The organism is Haematobacter massiliensis, from assembly GCF_000740795.1.
Lineage (GTDB): Bacteria > Pseudomonadota > Alphaproteobacteria > Rhodobacterales > Rhodobacteraceae > Haematobacter > Haematobacter massiliensis.
Map to the genome: position 1 here is coordinate 20,540 of NZ_JGYG01000007.1, position 15,281 is coordinate 35,820.

Genomic DNA, 15,281 nt, shown 5'->3' on the forward strand with positions numbered 1-15,281 from the left:
CCTGACGGGGCAGGCGGCATGGCACGCTATCTCCTTCGCCGGACGTTGATCCTGTTCGCATCGCTGCTGGTGGCGGGGCTGGTACTGTTCGTGCTGCTGCGCCTGCTGCCGGGAGATCCGGCGGCGGCGCTTCTTTCGGTCGGAGCAGATGCGGAGCAGATCGCCGCCGCGCGGGCGGAGGTGGGAAGCGATCAGCCGATGGTCGTTCAGCTTGGCCGTTTCCTGTCGGACATGGCACGCTTCGACCTGGGCCGGTCCTTCGTGAGCGGGGCGGAGGTTCTGCCGGAGATCCGGGAGCGGCTGGCGGTGACGCTCCCCCTGACTTTCGCGGCCTTTACCCTGGCGCTGGTGGTGGCGGTACCGCTCGGCATCGTCGCGGCCATGCGGGGGGACCGATGGTATGGGGCACTGATCTCCGCCGTGTCGCAGGTCGGGCTGGCGGTGCCGGTGTTCTGGATCGGCATCCTGCTGGTCTGGATCGTCGCGGTGAAATGGCGGCTGCTTCCGGCCAGCGGCTTTCCCGTACGGGGTTGGGCCGATCCGGTCGCGGCAATGCGGGCGCTTCTGCTGCCGGTCGTGACCATCGCGGTGGTGATGAGCGCCTCCCTGATCCGTTACGTACGCTCCGCCACGCTGGACGTGCTCGGATCCGACTATATCCGCAATGCCCGCGCCCTGGGGGAGAGCCTGCCGGAAGCGATGATACGGCACGGCATCCGCAATGCGTCCCTTCCCGTCATCTCCATCCTCGGGATAGAGCTTGCCTCCACCCTGCTCGGCGCGGTGGTGGTGGAGAGGGTATTCGCCCTGCCGGGGCTTGGGTCCATGTTGCTGCTCGGCATCGAGCAACGCGATTATCCTAGCGTGCAGGGGGTGCTGTTCGTCTCCACGCTCATGGTGCTGCTGATCGGCTTTGCCGCCGATATCCTGCAGCGTCTTGTCGATCCGCGGCTGCGCGATGCGGGGGCGCGGCGATGAGACGGGCGATGCTGGTGATCGGATGCCTGCTTGTCGGCCTGCATGTCGCGGTGGCGCTTCTGACGCTCGTCTGGACGCCCTACGATCCGGCCGGGATGGTGGGAGGCAGGCTCTCTCCCCCCTCATGGGCACATTGGGCCGGGACGGACCGGCTCGGGCGGGACTACTTCACCCAGGTGATGATCGGCTCTCGCATCGCGTTGACCGTGGGTGCGGGCGCGGTGCTGATCGGGGGGGTGATCGGCACGGTGCTTGGCCTATTGGCGGCCTTTGCCCGGGGCGGCGCCGATGACGGGCTGGCCGCGACGTTTGATATCCTCATCGCTTTTCCGACCCTGCTGCTGGCCATGCTGATCGTGGCGGCGAGCGAGGGGGCGAGCCTTTCGACCGCGATCATCGCCATAGGGCTTGCGCTGTCGGCAATCGTGGGGCGACTGGTGCGGATCCTGACGAAGCGGGTGTTGACGCAGGATTACATTACCGCCGCACGCTGCTCCGGCGCGGGCTGGCCGCGCATCGTGCTGACCCATGTGCTGCCGAACATCCTGCCCACGCTTCTGGTGGCGCTGGCGTTGCAGTTCGGGCTTGCGGTGATCGCGGAAGCCTCGCTTTCCTATCTGGGCCTGGGCGCGCCGCCGCCGAATGCATCCTGGGGTCAGCTTCTTCAACAGGCGCAGTCGACGGTGTTCACGGCGCCACTCGGGGTGATCGTGCCGGGGGTGGCGCTGCTCACACTGGTGCTGGGGATCAACTTTCTGGCGGATGGGCTGCGCGATCTACTCGACCCCGAACGGGAGGGCGCGGCATGACGCTTGTGCAGATCGAAGGCCTGACCGTCGGCACGGCCGTGCAGCAGCTCGTGCACGGGATCACGCTTTCGATCGCGCCGGGGGAGCGGCTCGGTCTGGTGGGAGAGAGCGGTTCCGGCAAGTCGCTCACGGCCATGTCCATCGTGGGCCTGCTGCCGCCCGGCCTCCGGTCCGCCGGTTCCGTGCGGCTTGCGGGACAGGAGGTGGTGGGACAGCCGGAGCGCGTGCTCAACGATCTGCGCGGACGGGTGGCGGCGGTGGTGTTTCAGGATCCGCGTTCGGCGCTCGACCCGTTGATGCGGCTTGGCGATCAGCTGGCACTGCCCATTCGTCGCCATGCGCGCCGCTCGGGTGTCACGCTCGGTCGCAGAGCGCTTCGGGCGGAGCAGCTCGCCGCACTGGCGCGCGTGTCGATTGCCGAGCCGGAGCGCGTTCTCGCGGCCTGGCCGCATGAAGTCTCCGGCGGTCAACGGCAGCGAGTAGCCATCGCAATGGCGCTGGCCTGCCGCCCGCAGCTTCTCATCGCCGATGAGCCGACAACGGCGCTCGACGTGACGACGCAGGCGGAGGTGCTGGACCTGCTTGACCGGCTGGTACGGGAGGAGGGGCTGGCGCTTCTGTTCATCAGCCATGATCTTCCTGTCGTCGCAGGCATTACCGACCGGATCATTGTGATGGAAAAGGGGCGAGCCGTGGAGGAAGGGCCGGTGGCTCAGGTTTTCACCCGCCCCGGCCATCCCTATACCAAAAGCCTGATCGCTGCCGCCCGGCGGCTTGAAGCCGCGTTGGAGGGTCAGGCATGACGCTTCTGTCGCTCAGGCATGTGAGCCACGCCTATCAGCCGGGCTCGCCGGTGCTGGAGGACGTGAATCTTGATCTGCGGCAGGGGGAAAACCTCGGCATTCTGGGCGAAAGCGGTTCGGGCAAAACCACGCTGATGCGTGTCATGCTGGGCCTCGTCACGCCACAGGCGGGAGTGGTGGAGGCAGAGGGCAGCCTGCTCGACACCCGTTCGGCTGCGCGGATGCGGGCACATCGCCGCATGGTGCAGCCTGTGTTTCAGGATCCCTATACCTCGCTCGATCCCCGGATGCGGGTGGGCCGGATATTGGCGGAACCGGTGCAGGCGCTGGCCCTTCCGTTCGATGCGCGGGCGGAGTCGTTGCGCGTGCTGGCGGCCGTCGGCCTGCCGCCCGACAGCCTGGAGCGCTTTCCGCGCGCCTTCTCGGGCGGTCAGCGCCAGCGTATCGCCATCGCCCGCGCGCTGATCGCGCGGCCCAAGGTGCTGCTGGCCGATGAACCGGTCAGCGCGCTCGACCTGTCCACCCGTGTGCGGATCGTCGATCTGCTGCGCGACCTGTCGCGGGAAACCACGATGGCGCTTGTCTCTCATGATATCGCCATCGTTGCGGCGCTCTGCCCGCGTATGATGGTTCTGCAACGTGGGCGGGTGGTGGAGGCGGGCGAGACGCGTGCTATCCTTAACGCCCCCCGCCATCCCTATACCCAGCGGCTGCTCGCAAGCCTGCCGCGTCTGCCGGAAGGAATGACCGATGACCGATGACGCCTATCGTGCCGAGATCGACGCATGGCGCAGCCAGAGACTCGCTGCGCTGACAGCGCCGGACGGCTGGCTGAACCTGACCGACCGGGTGGAAATCTCGCCCGGAACCTATCAGGTGGGCAGCGGACCGGAGAACGATGTGCACCTCTCCGTCGGGCCGTCGCGGCTCGGTGAGCTGGTGCTTGCCGCGGATGGGACGGGGACTTTCGATGAGGGCACGGGCGCACATGCCTTCGTTGCCGCGGGGGACAATCCGCCGCGGTTGGAAGCGGGCGGACTGCTGCTCGAGGTGACGGAGATCGAGGGGCAGCACGCGCTGCGCGTCCGTCAGATCGATGCGCCGTCGCGATTGGCCTTTGCGGGCATCGAGAGCTTTCCGCTGGATCCCGCGTGGCGGGTGGAGGCGGAGTGGCGGGCACTCAGCGAGCCTGAGCGTCTGGGGATCGACACCGTGAAGGGCATCCGAACCTCCGTCAGCATCACGCACGAGGCGCGGTTCACCCATGACGGCGCCGAGGTGCTGCTCCTGCCGACCCATTGGAAAGGCGGCAAGCCGATGTTCGTGATCCGCGACCGCACCTCGGGGCCGGAGACCTATGGCGCGGCGCGGTTCCTGATCGGTGACGTGCGGGGCGACCGGGTAGTGCTCGACTTCAACAAGGCATTCAACCCGCCCTGCGCATTCACCGACTTCGCCGTCTGCCCGCTGCCGTCCGCGCAGAACGTGCTCCCCTTTCCGATCAGGGCGGGAGAGAAGAAGCCACACTGAGCGGGTCATGAGCGGGGATGGCAGGCCCTGTCCGAGGGGGCGTTTTGACCGGTGCCCGGTTGCGCCGGGCAAGGCCACGCGGGCAGGGCCGTGTTGTGTTCTTTTTCGAAGCGCCGGCGGATTGTCGGAGCGGATGTCCGCGCGCGAAGAATATCGGTCATCTCCAGCGGTCCGCTTTCGGTTGTAATCGTTTCCAACCGCTCAGGTCACGCCGGGCACTGCCGGGGATGGACTTGGTTCCTGTCGCCTGACGACTTGTGTCGGGGCTGGTCCCTGACATGGCACGGCCCGCCGAGGTCATGGGTCATCGTCCTCCTCGCGGGCGAAATCCGGGGGTTGACCCGTGCCGGGCCTGAGGCATCTGTTGGCCCCATGCAGATCTTCGCTATTGATACCGACTATCTCACCCGGCAGCTTGCCAGCCTGCTTGCCATACCAAGTCCCACAGGCTTCACCGATGAAGCCGTCCGCCATGTTGCGGAGGAACTGGAGCGGCTGGGGCTTCATGTGGTGCTCACGCGGCGCGGGGCGATCCGGGCGTGTCGGCGCGGTGCGGCGCGGCGGCCTGCGCGAAGTATCGTGTCGCATGTGGATACGCTCGGCGCGCAGGTGAAGGCGCTGAAGGCGAACGGTCGGCTCGAACTGGTCGCCATAGGGCATTGGTCGGCGCGCTTCGCGGAGGGGGCGCGGGTCTCCATCCTCTCGGACCGAGGGGTGTATCGCGGCACCATTCTGCCGTTGAAGGCTTCCGGCCACACCTTCAATGACGAGGTGGACAGCCAGCCCACGGGTTGGCCGCATGTGGAACTGCGGGTCGACGCACTGTCTCGCGATGCGGATGATCTGGCGGGGCTGGGCATCGACATCGGTGACATTGTCGCCATTGATCCCCAGCCGGAGTTTCTCGACAACGGCTACATCGTCTCTCGCCATCTTGACGACAAGGCGGGGGTGGCCGTGATGCTGGCCGCGCTGGAGGCAATGCAGCGGGAGCGGGTGCAGACGCCGGTGGACAGCTATTGGCTTTTCACCATCGGAGAGGAAGTGGGTGTCGGCGCCTCTGCCGTGCTGACGCCGGAGATCGCGTCGCTGGTCGCGGTGGACAACGGCACGACGGCGCCGGGGCAGAATTCCTCCGAATTCGGCGTGACGCTCGCGATGGCGGACCAGACCGGTCCGTTCGACTATCACCTGAGCCGCAAACTTCACGCCCTCTGCCTGGAGCATGGCGTCCGGGTTCAGAAGGACGTGTTTCGCTATTACCGTTCGGACGCGGCCTCTGCGGTGGAGGCCGGGCACGACGTGCGGACGGCGCTCCTCACCTTCGGGGTGGATGCGTCGCATGGGTATGAGCGCATTCACCTCAATGCGCTCATCTCGCTGGCCCGGCTTCTGGTCATCTACGCCGCAAGCGAGGTGCTGATAGAGCGGGATGCCGAGGAGATTGCGCCGGGTCTGGAAGGATTTACCCATCAGGACCTTCCCGAGGCGGAGCAAGCGCAGAGCAGCGAAAACCAGCCCTGACGGTTACCATCCGGTTTTCTTATGGAACCAATCGGTAAGACCTCGGTTTGCCTTATGAATGTGCTGTGTCTGCGTTGTGATATCGCGGACGCTGGCATCTTTTGTGCAACGACAAGGAGGCCTAGGCCCAGTTCATGTGTGGTATTTGCGGAGAAATTCGGTTCGACGGCGCGCAGCCCTCGGTTACGGCGGTTTCGTTGATGGCGGACGCGCTCGCGCCCCGGGGGCCGGATGGAGCAGGGGTCGTGGTGCGGGGCAATGTCGGGCTGGGGCATCGGCGGCTGCGCATCCTGGACCTGTCAGACAAGTCGCAGCAGCCGATGATTGATGCGGACCTCGGCCTTTCCATCGTGTTCAACGGCTGCATCTACAACTTCCGGGATCTGCGCACGGAGCTGGAGGCCAGGGGCTACCGCTTTTTCTCCGACGGCGACACGGAGGTCATCCTCAAGGCATGGCACGCCTGGGGTGAGCGTTGTGTGGAGCGGTTCCACGGCATGTTCGCCTTCGTCATTCATGAGCGCGACACCGGGCGCGTGGTGATGGCGCGCGACCGGTTCGGGATCAAGCCGCTCTACCTTTCGGAACGCGGGAAGCAGGTTCGCTTCGCATCCGCGCTACCTGCGCTGCTCCGCGCCGGCGATGTCGATACGGCTATCGACCGGGTGGCGCTGCAATTCTACATGAGCTTCCACGCGGTTGTGCCTGCGCCCCGGACCATCCTCGCCGGGGTTGGCAAACTGCCGCCCGCGACCATCCGTATTTATGAGCGCGACGGTACCTTTTCCGAGCGGCGCTATTGGGATCCCGCCTATGAGCGGCGTGCCGAGGATAGCGGCATGACGCGAGAGGACTGGCAGGAGGAACTGCTGGCCGCACTGCGGCTGGCCGTCAAGCGGCGCATGGTGTCGGATGTGCCGGTAGGCGTACTGCTGTCGGGTGGCGTCGATTCCAGCCTGATCGTGGGGCTGCTGGCGGAGGCGGGTCAGACGGGGCTGATGAGCTTCTCCGTCGGGTTCGAGGAGGCGAATGGGGAGAAGGGCGACGAATTCGTCTATTCCGATCTCATTGCACAGCATTTCGGGACAGATCACCGCAAGATCTTCGTCCCCTCCGGTGAGTTGATGTCGGCCTTGCCGGGCACGATCGCCGCCATGTCGGAGCCGATGGTGTCTTATGACAACGTGGGCTTCTACCTGCTGTCCAAGGAAGTTTCCAAGCATATCAAGGTGGTGCAGTCGGGACAGGGCGCGGACGAGGTGTTCGGTGGCTATCACTGGTATCCGCCGCTCGTCGAGTCGAACGACGTGGTCAGCGATTATGCGAAGGGTTTCCGCGACCGGCCCTACGATGTGCTTGCCCGCCAGATCCAGCCGCGATGGATGGCAGACCGGGATGTCGCCGGAGAATTTCTCGCCGACGAATTGCTGCGGTCGGGTGCGGATACGCCGGTGGATGCCGCACTCCGGCTTGATAGCAACGTGATGCTCGTCGACGATCCGGTGAAGCGGGTGGACAACATGACCATGGCCTGGGGGTTGGAGGCACGTGTGCCCTTCCTTGACCATGAGCTGGTGGAACTTGCCGCGCGTATCCCGGCGGCGGAAAAGCTCCGCGAGGGCGGCAAGGGCATCCTGAAGGACGTTGCGCGCCGGATCATCCCGAGCGAGGTGATCGACCGCAAGAAGGGCTATTTCCCAGTGCCGCAACTGAAATACATCGACGGTCCCTATCTCGACATGCTGAAGGACACGCTGAACTCGCAAGCGGCGAGGGATCGCGGGATTTTCCAGCCCAGCTATCTTGAGACGCTGTTCGATGCGCCGTCGGATCATATCACCCCGCTCCGCGGATCCGAGCTGTGGCAGGCGGGCCTGCTGGAGCTGTGGCTTCAGGAGCAAGGCGTATGACCATGGAGCGGTCTGGGCTGCGCCCTCGCGGCAAGGGGACGCGCGCGGTATCCCACCGTCTGACACGCTTGCGAACCCCGGCGACGATCGACGAGCAGCGCGACCGTCTGCGCCGGGAGGCGGAGCCGGGGGAAAGCGCCGTGTTGGACTGCGGCTGGGGACGGCTGCTGTTCGGCGCGACATTCGCCAGTCATGCGGCCCTTCTCGAAGAGTTGCGGAAGGAGGCCGCAGGGGCGCGTGACATCGCCTTCCACATCCGGGATCCGCATGTCCTGCTGTCGCTTGCGCCGCAGGAGGTGTTTCTCGACCCGTCGCATACCTATCGGCTCGAACTGTCCACCTATCGCCCCGGCGGCCGCAAGCCGAAGGGGATCGCGATTCGCAGGATGATCGCAGAGGCCGATGCCGAAGGCGTAAATGCCGTCTATGCCGCAGCGGGGATGGTGCAGATCCGGCAGGATTACCTCGAGGGCGAACGCAACAACCGATCCGTCACTCATTTTGTCGCGCAGGAGGAGGAGACGGGCCGGATCGTGGGCACGGTGACGGGCATAGATCACGAGCGTCTCTTTGCCGATCCGGAGCGGGGGGCGTCGCTCTGGTGTCTCGCTGTTCACCCTCAAGCACGCCAGCCCGGGATCGGGGAGCGGCTTGTGCGCACGCTGGCCGAACATTTTCAGGCACGTGGGCTGAGCTATATCGACCTCTCGGTTCTGCACGACAATGAAGGTGCGATCGGGCTTTATCGGAAGCTGGGGTTTCGAAGGGTGCCGTTGTTCTCCGTGAAGCTGAAGAATGCCATAAACGAACGCTACTTCGCGCAGCCGCCTGCGGAATACGCGGCCCTGAACCCCTATGCGCGGCTCATTGTCGATGAGGCGATGCGGCGCGGCATCCGGGTGGACGTGACGGATGCAGAAGGCGGGTTCTTCCGCCTCAGTTATGGTGGCCGGACCATCCGGTGTCGCGAAAGCCTGACGGAGCTGACGTCCGCGGTCGCCATGTCGATCTGCGACGACAAATCCGTCACCCGCCGCGTGGTGAGCGCCGCGGGCGTCACCGTGCCCGCGCAGATCGACGCCGATGCGGAGGAGGAAGCGCTGGAGCAATTCCTTGTTACCCACGGCAAGCTCGTGGTGAAACCCGCGCGCGGGGAACAGGGACGCGGCATTTCAATCGGCATTTCCACGATGAAGGATCTGAAAGCCGCGATCCGCGCCGCGCGGAGCGTATCGGAGCGCGTGCTTCTGGAAGCCTTCCATGAGGGGGAGGACCTGCGGCTCGTCATCATTGATGGGGCGCTGGTCGCGGCTGCGCTTCGCCGTCCGCCGCGGGTGACGGGGGATGGGCGCTCGCCGCTCCGCCGGCTGATCGAAGCGCAATCCCGGCGCCGCTCGGCTGCAACGGGCGGGGAAAGCCGGATACCGATCGACGCCGAAACGCGCCGCTGTTTGGAAGGGCAGGGCCTCGACCTCGACAGCATACCGGTGGAGGGGCAGGATATCATCGTGCGCAAGGCCGCGAACCTGCATACCGGCGGGACCATCCATGACGTCACGGCGGAGGTGCATCCCGAACTGGTCGATGCGGGCCTCCGCGCCGCGCAGGCCATCGGTATTCCTGTTGTGGGGATTGATCTGATGGTGAGCGATCCGACCGCCCCCGACTATATTTTCATCGAGGCGAACGAAAGGCCGGGGCTTGCAAATCACGAACCGCGACCCACGGCGGAGCGGTTCATGGATCTGCTCTTTCCCGCGACCGGAGGCGCGCGCTAGCTTCGGCTGACTACCTTCCCCAGAATATCAGACGGAGATCGCCCATGGGATCCTTCAACCGCATCCTTGTGACGGTCGGCGCGACGATCATCGGCATCAGCATCGTGCAGCTCGCCAACGGCTATCTCGGCACGCTCGTCTCCATGCGAACGGCGAGCGAGGGTTTTGCTCCGCTGATGGCCGGTCTTGTGCTGGCGGCATATTACGGCGGCTATACCATCGGCGCGGCGACCGTCAGCGGCGTGTTGCAGCGCGTGGGCCATATCCGCATGTTCGCCGCACTGGCTGGGCTGGTCGCGGCTTCGGTGTCGCTCCAGCCGATCTTCACTTCCCCCGAGGCATGGATTGCCATCCGTCTCATCACCGGCATCGGCTGTGCGGGATTGTTCGTGACGGCGGAGAGCTGGCTCAATGCCTCCACGACGCAACAGAACCGTGGCACGATCTTTGCCATCTACATGGTGGCGACCTATGCGACCTTTGGACTGGGTCAGTTCGTCATCACCCTGCCCGCACCGGGCGGGTTCGAACTGTTCTCTCTGGCTGCCGCCCTTTTCTGCATCGCGCTTCTGCCGGTGAGCCTGACCCGTCGCATTCCTCCCACGTTGACTCCCGGCCCGCGGCTGAGCCTCCGAGAGCTGCAGAACGTCGCCCCCGTGGCCTTTGCGGGCTGCGCGGTATCGGGACTCATCAGCGCGTCGTTCTTCAGCCTGATGCCTGCCGAGGCGCAGGCCTCCGGGGCGACGACCGAACAGGTATCACGGCTGATGGCGACGGCGATCTTTGGCGGGCTTGCGTTTCAGATACCGGTGGGCGCCATATCCGACCGCTTCGACCGGCGGATCGTGGTTGCGGTGCTGGCGGGGGTGCTGGCGGTCCTGTGTGTGGGTATGATCCTCATCCCGCCCGGGGACTGGATGCGGCTGGTGCTGACCTTCCTGTTCGGCGGCTTTATGGCGACGATCTATCCGGTTTCGGTGTCTCATGCCAACGACCGGGTCGATCCCGACAAGGTCGTGTCGGTGAGCGGGCAGCTCATCCTTCTCAACGGGACGGCCTCCTTCCTTGGGCCGCTGCTGGGCGCATGGCTGCGGGGGATCGGGGGTATGACGCTGGTCTTTGCCTATATGGCCACGGCCGCGCTGTTGTTCATTGCCTTCACGCTCTGGCGCGTGCGTAATGTCGCGCCTGCGGAGCGGCGGGAGCGGCCCTTTGTCATCCTTACCGAGCGTATGGGCCAGCAGTTCGCCCATGCGTCGGAGAGCGACTCCCTGCCGGATGGCGTTGCAGTCGAGGAGGCTCAAGCGCAGGCAGAGACCGGGCGGGAAGAGGCGGCGAGCGAAGTCGAGACTTCCCCGACCGATCAGACAGCGCGCTAGGCGTAGCGACGTGAAAATGCGCCGTTGACTGGTGGCAGAAGCAATATGTAATCTGACGACATATCGCCTGTGGAGCCGCCGCTTGACTGCCATAATCCCCTCCGTCTCGCTTGCCATGCCGGACCTCGCCCCCGCCGGAACCGAGCATGTGCGGCTGCTGGAGGCAATCGGGCGGGAAGGCAGCATCTCTGCCGCCGCCCGTGCGATCGGGTTGAGCTACAAGGCAGCATGGAGCCGGGTTACCGCTCTCAACACGCTGGCGGGACGGCCTTTGGTCACCTCGCAACGGGGTGGTGCGGAAGGGGGTGGCGCTGCTCTCACCCGCGAGGGGATCAATTTCGTGGAAGCATTCCGCAGGCTGGAAGCGGAAACCGCCGATGCCGTGCGACGATTGTTCAGCGATCCCCCAGGTCCGGTGCTGGAGAAGGGGCTGGTGCGCGGCGGGTTCTTTCGCACGAGCGCCCGCAACGCCCTTTCCGGTGTCGTGGTCGGTGTGGAGGAAGGGCCGCTGAATGCGCTTGTCCGCCTTCGCATCGCCGGGGGCCAGATGGTGGAGGCGGCCATCACACGTGCGAGCCTGCTTGAGCTTGGGCTGTTCCCGGGTCGCCACGCTCTCGCTCTCATCAAGGCGCCTTTCGTCCATTTGCTTCCGCCGGGGGAAGGCGGGAGCAACCGCCTGCTCGGCCATGTCGTCAGCGTCGAGGTGGAGGGCGACGGCGCCGACGGCAGGGCGGAGGTCGTGCTGGACATCGGCCCGCTCAACGGGCCGGACATCGGGGCGCGTCTGGTTGCCGTGACCCCTATCTCCCGCATCCTGGCCCTTGGCCTCGCACCCGGAACTGTGACCATGGCGGCCTTTGAGCCGTCGCAGATCATCCTCGCAACAGATTGACACCGATATGAAACAGACGATCTTCGCCGCCCTTGTCGCCGTGCTCCCGGCACTTCCGGCCTTCGCCGGGCAAACCAATGTCGCGGTTGCCGCCAACTTCACCGAACCTGCGACGGAGATCGCCAAGCTGTTCGAGCAGCAGACCGGCCACAAGGCGGTGCTGAGTTTCGGAGCGACCGGGCAATTCTTCACCCAGATCACGCAGGGTGCGCCTTTCGAGGTGTTCCTCGCCGCCGACAACATCCGGCCGGAGAAAGCCGTACAGGACGGATACGGTGTGCCGGGGACAGTGTTTACCTACGCTATCGGGCAGCTGGTGCTCTGGAGCAAGGATCCGGCCCTCGTCACCGGGCCTGAGGTGCTGAAATCGGATGCGTTCCACAAGATCGCCATCGCGGACCCTGCCACGGCCCCCTACGGTCTTGCCGCCGTTCAGACGATGACGTCACTTGGGGTGGAGGAGGCGCTTCGTCCGAAGATCGTTCAAGGAACGAGCATCGGGCAGACGCTGCAATTCGTGGAAACCGCCAACGCGGAGCTCGGCTTCGTCGCGCTCTCGCAGGTGATCGCAAAGCAGGAGGGATCGCGCTGGATCGTGCCTGCTGGGGATCACGAGCCGATCCTTCAGGACGCGGTTCTGTTGAAAACCGGGGAGTCCAACGAGGCCGCCCGCGCGTTTCTCGACTTCCTGAAAGGGCCGGAGGCGGCAGCGGTGATCGAGCGCTTCGGCTATGCTTTGGCCAAGGACGGGGTACCGGCCAACTGATGTCACCCGAGCTCTGGCAGCCGATCCGGCTGACCCTTGAACTGGCGACGATCACCACGATCATCCTGCTGTTCATCGGCACGCCGCTCGCCTGGTGGTTGGCACGATCGCGTGCGCGGTGGAAGGAAGCGGTTGCGACGGTTGTGGCGCTGCCGCTGGTGCTGCCGCCGACGGTGCTGGGGTTCTACCTGCTGATTGCGCTTGGACCCTCCGGTCCGGGCGGGTGGATTGCGAGCCTTTGGGGTGGGCGGACGCTGGCCTTCACCTTCCCGGGGCTGGTGATCGGCTCTGTGCTTTATTCGATGCCCTTCGTCGTCCAGCCGATCCGCAATGCCTTCGAGGCGATGGGCGAACGGCCCATGGAAGTGGCGGCCACACTCCGAGCCTCACCGCTCGCCGCTTTCTTGAGCGTGGCGCTGCCGCTGGCACGACCCGGGCTCATGACGGGGGCCGTGCTCGGCTTCGCGCATACGATCGGAGAATTCGGCGTGGTGCTGATGATCGGCGGCAACATTCCGGGCACGACCAAGGTGCTCTCCGTCGCGATCTATGATTTCGTCGAAACGCTGCGCTGGCGTGAGGCCCATCTGCTGGCAGGCGGAATGCTGGCATTCTCCTTCGTGGTCATTCTCTCCATGTTTCTGCTGGAGCGGCGGATGGCGCGGGCGGGGCGATGAGCGGCAGAATTCAGGCAGCGTTCCACGGGCGCCTGGGCGACTTCGTGCTGGACGCGGCGTTTGAGGCGCCTCTCACCGGTATCACCGCGCTTTTCGGCCAGTCCGGATCAGGCAAGACGTCCGTATTGCGCGCCATTGCGGGGTTGAACCGGCTGGATGGGCGCTTTGCCTTGGGTGAGGATGTCTGGCAGGAGGGCAGGAAATTCCGGCCCGTTCATCGACGGCCCATCGGCTATGTCTTTCAGGAGGCGAGCCTTTTTCCGCATATCGACGTGCGCGCCAATCTCGATTACGGGCGCCGACGGGCGCTGGCGGGCGGCGCGGTGGAGGAGATACACCTTGACGAAGCCGTCTCGCTGCTGGGTCTTGCGCCGCTACTCAACCGTGGTCCTTCCGCGCTTTCCGGGGGAGAGCGGCAGCGGGTGGCCATCGGACGCGCTCTCCTTTCCCAGCCCCGGCTCCTGCTGATGGATGAACCGCTGGCGGCCTTGGACAGGACGGCCAAGGCGGAGATACTCCCCTATCTGGAAAGCCTGCGGGACCGGTTGTCCATCCCGATCCTCTATGTCAGTCACGATATTGCCGAGGTGGAGCGGCTTGCCTCGCACATGATCCTGCTGGAGCGGGGCAAGGTGCGTGCGTCGGGGCCGCTTGCGGAGCTGGCGTCCGATCCCACATTGCCTCTCCTGCGTATGCCGGAGGCGGGAGTGACACTTGCCGGGCGGGTGATCGGGCAGGATGCGGGCTATGGGCTGATCCGCATTGCGGTTGAGGGTGGAGAGCTGGTCGCGCCGGGGGAGGGCACGGGCACCGTCCGGCTGCGTATCTCTGCGGCGGATGTCAGCCTTGCCACACAGCAGCCGGAGGGGAGTTCGATCCTCAATATCCTGCCCGCGCGCGTCATCGCTGCGGAAGCGGAGGGAGCCGCGATGATCGTGGTGCTGGCGCTGGGACGGGGAGGAGAGGGCGCGCGGCTCCTGTCACGGGTGACGAGGCGATCATGGGATGAACTGGCATTGTCGCCGGGCGCGCAGGTGTTCGCGCAGGTCAAGGGGCTGGCCTTTGCGCCCCGTTAGAAGCGAATTTCGACGGTGACACGTCCCCGGTGATCCTCGAAGTCATCTCCGAAGCGGCCGCCGTATCCCATCTGGACCGTGCCGTTCCGGAGCGCGGCGATGCTGACGGACGCCTCGACATCCAGAAGGTTTTCCGGCAGTTCGGAGCCGCGCGCACGGCAGGCAGGACTACCGGCGAAGGCTGCGGACAGGGGCGTGGACCGGTCGCCCATGTTCCCCTCCCAACCGGCGCCGAGCCGGGCAATCATGGGATAGGGCCCGATATCGATGTTCCAGATTCCGCGGGCGCCCAGCCGGAGCGTCGTCAGCGCCGCATCCTGATCGTCCACGGCAAGGGCCGCGATGGTGCCCCGCTCGCGAAAGCGCTCCGAGTGGAAGAATGTCTGGGTAAGGCCGAGCACCGGCTCGACCTCCACCACCTGGAGCTGAACGGGGCGGGTCGCTTCGGCAAAGAGGCGATGGGCACTGGCGGAAGAACTGCCGCGCACGCGCATCGTGTCCTGCAGAGGCACGGCGCGGTCTTCGTCAAGGTCGTAGCGCGCGTAAGTCCAGCCCCCGGTCAGGTTCCAGCCAGCCCGCTCTCCCAGAGCATAGACACCTGCGTGCAGGCCGTTGGCGGTGGCAGAGGTATGCCGGTCACGGCTGTCGAAACTGCTGTCGTTATAGCCGATTGCAATGCCCGCCCGAAGGCCCTGCCAATCGCTGTCGGCGCCCAGGCGAATGCCGCTGGAGCGGAAGCCCGAGGTGGCGAAATTGCCGTCTCCCGACGCGTGCAGCTTGCGGGATTCCCCATCCAGCCAGAACAGCCCGGCTTCGCCGAAGGCAGAAGTCTCCACCGTGCCTGAACCACGCCGAAGTATCCCCCGCGAGAGAAAGGCGCTGTCATCGAGAAGCATCATCCGCGCGCTCGCGATACCCTCGCCCGAGAGCATGGAATAGGCGAGGCGCGTGCCAGAAGGGCTTAATCCTGCCAGGGCAGCCGGGAGCGGGCCTTCGGGGTCCATACCGGAAACCGCCCGCGCCACCGCTGCCTGGTTCGGGCGCAAAGCGCCGGCCACATCTTGCGCCACGGCTTCGGCCGTGACGGCAAGCTGGCCAGCGAATGATAGTGCGATAGCGAAAACGGCACGGATCATTGCGACACCCGGCTTCTGAAGGT

14 protein-coding genes are annotated in these 15,281 nt (G+C 65.6%); 13 read left to right on the forward strand and 1 reads right to left on the reverse strand.

Annotation, left to right across the window (positions count from 1 at the left end; all coding sequences use genetic code 11):
• Positions 1 to 18: 18 nt before the first annotated feature.
• From CN97_RS11210 to modC, 13 genes are all read left to right on the forward strand, one after another.
• On the forward strand, positions 19 to 978 hold the full coding sequence (locus CN97_RS11210) for an ABC transporter permease (protein WP_035711405.1): 960 nt from the start codon (positions 19 to 21) through the stop codon (positions 976 to 978).
• Positions 979 to 986: 8 nt separating this feature from the next.
• Positions 987 to 1,787 carry an ABC transporter permease gene (locus CN97_RS11215; protein WP_242685280.1) on the forward strand — a complete coding sequence of 267 codons (801 nt, stop codon included), beginning with the start codon at positions 987 to 989 and terminating at the stop codon, positions 1,785 to 1,787.
• The gene (locus tag CN97_RS11220; protein WP_035711409.1) at positions 1,784 to 2,590 is read left to right on the forward strand and encodes an ATP-binding cassette domain-containing protein; all 807 of its coding nucleotides are present in this window, start codon (positions 1,784 to 1,786) and stop codon (positions 2,588 to 2,590) included. The genes CN97_RS11215 and CN97_RS11220 overlap by 4 nt, the downstream gene beginning before the upstream one ends.
• Positions 2,587 to 3,351, forward strand: a complete 765-nt coding sequence (locus tag CN97_RS11225; RefSeq protein ID WP_035711410.1) for an ABC transporter ATP-binding protein — start codon at positions 2,587 to 2,589, stop codon at positions 3,349 to 3,351. Before CN97_RS11220 ends, CN97_RS11225 begins: the two co-directional genes overlap by 4 nt.
• On the forward strand, positions 3,341 to 4,120 hold the full coding sequence (locus tag CN97_RS11230) for a DUF1684 domain-containing protein (protein WP_035711412.1): 780 nt from the start codon (positions 3,341 to 3,343) through the stop codon (positions 4,118 to 4,120). Before CN97_RS11225 ends, CN97_RS11230 begins: the two co-directional genes overlap by 11 nt.
• A 372-nt stretch (positions 4,121 to 4,492) precedes the next feature.
• A complete protein-coding gene (locus CN97_RS11235) occupies positions 4,493 to 5,644 on the forward strand; it encodes an osmoprotectant NAGGN system M42 family peptidase (protein ID WP_035711413.1) in 1,152 nt (383 codons plus the stop codon).
• Between the two features lie 134 nt (positions 5,645 to 5,778).
• Positions 5,779 to 7,554 carry an N-acetylglutaminylglutamine amidotransferase gene (locus CN97_RS11240; RefSeq protein WP_035711415.1) on the forward strand — a complete coding sequence of 592 codons (1,776 nt, stop codon included), beginning with the start codon at positions 5,779 to 5,781 and terminating at the stop codon, positions 7,552 to 7,554.
• Positions 7,551 to 9,332 carry an N-acetylglutaminylglutamine synthetase gene (gene ngg / locus CN97_RS11245; protein ID WP_211253684.1) on the forward strand — a complete coding sequence of 594 codons (1,782 nt, stop codon included), beginning with the start codon at positions 7,551 to 7,553 and terminating at the stop codon, positions 9,330 to 9,332. The genes CN97_RS11240 and ngg overlap by 4 nt, the downstream gene beginning before the upstream one ends.
• A gap of 44 nt (positions 9,333 to 9,376) precedes the next feature.
• Complete coding sequence (locus tag CN97_RS11250; protein WP_051911176.1) at positions 9,377 to 10,711, forward strand: MFS transporter; 1,335 nt, start codon at positions 9,377 to 9,379, stop codon at positions 10,709 to 10,711.
• Between the two features lie 82 nt (positions 10,712 to 10,793).
• Positions 10,794 to 11,603 (forward strand): TOBE domain-containing protein, encoded by an 810-nt coding sequence (locus CN97_RS11255; protein WP_051911177.1) that lies wholly within the window; start codon positions 10,794 to 10,796, stop codon positions 11,601 to 11,603.
• A gap of 7 nt (positions 11,604 to 11,610) precedes the next feature.
• Positions 11,611 to 12,369, forward strand: coding sequence for a molybdate ABC transporter substrate-binding protein (gene modA, locus CN97_RS11260; RefSeq protein ID WP_035711418.1), 759 nt, complete (start codon positions 11,611 to 11,613; stop codon positions 12,367 to 12,369).
• A complete protein-coding gene (modB, locus tag CN97_RS11265) occupies positions 12,369 to 13,046 on the forward strand; it encodes a molybdate ABC transporter permease subunit (protein WP_035711422.1) in 678 nt (225 codons plus the stop codon). The genes modA and modB overlap by 1 nt, the downstream gene beginning before the upstream one ends.
• Positions 13,043 to 14,122: a molybdenum ABC transporter ATP-binding protein gene (modC, locus tag CN97_RS11270; protein WP_035711423.1), complete on the forward strand. Its 1,080-nt coding sequence runs from the start codon at positions 13,043 to 13,045 to the stop codon at positions 14,120 to 14,122. The genes modB and modC overlap by 4 nt, the downstream gene beginning before the upstream one ends.
• Here the strand turns inward: modC and CN97_RS11275 are convergent.
• Entirely contained in the window at positions 14,119 to 15,258 is a 1,140-nt protein-coding gene (locus CN97_RS11275) for an autotransporter outer membrane beta-barrel domain-containing protein (RefSeq protein WP_035711425.1), read from the reverse strand. The two genes, modC and CN97_RS11275, sit on opposite strands and share 4 nt — an antisense overlap.
• Positions 15,259 to 15,281: the final 23 nt, after the last annotated feature.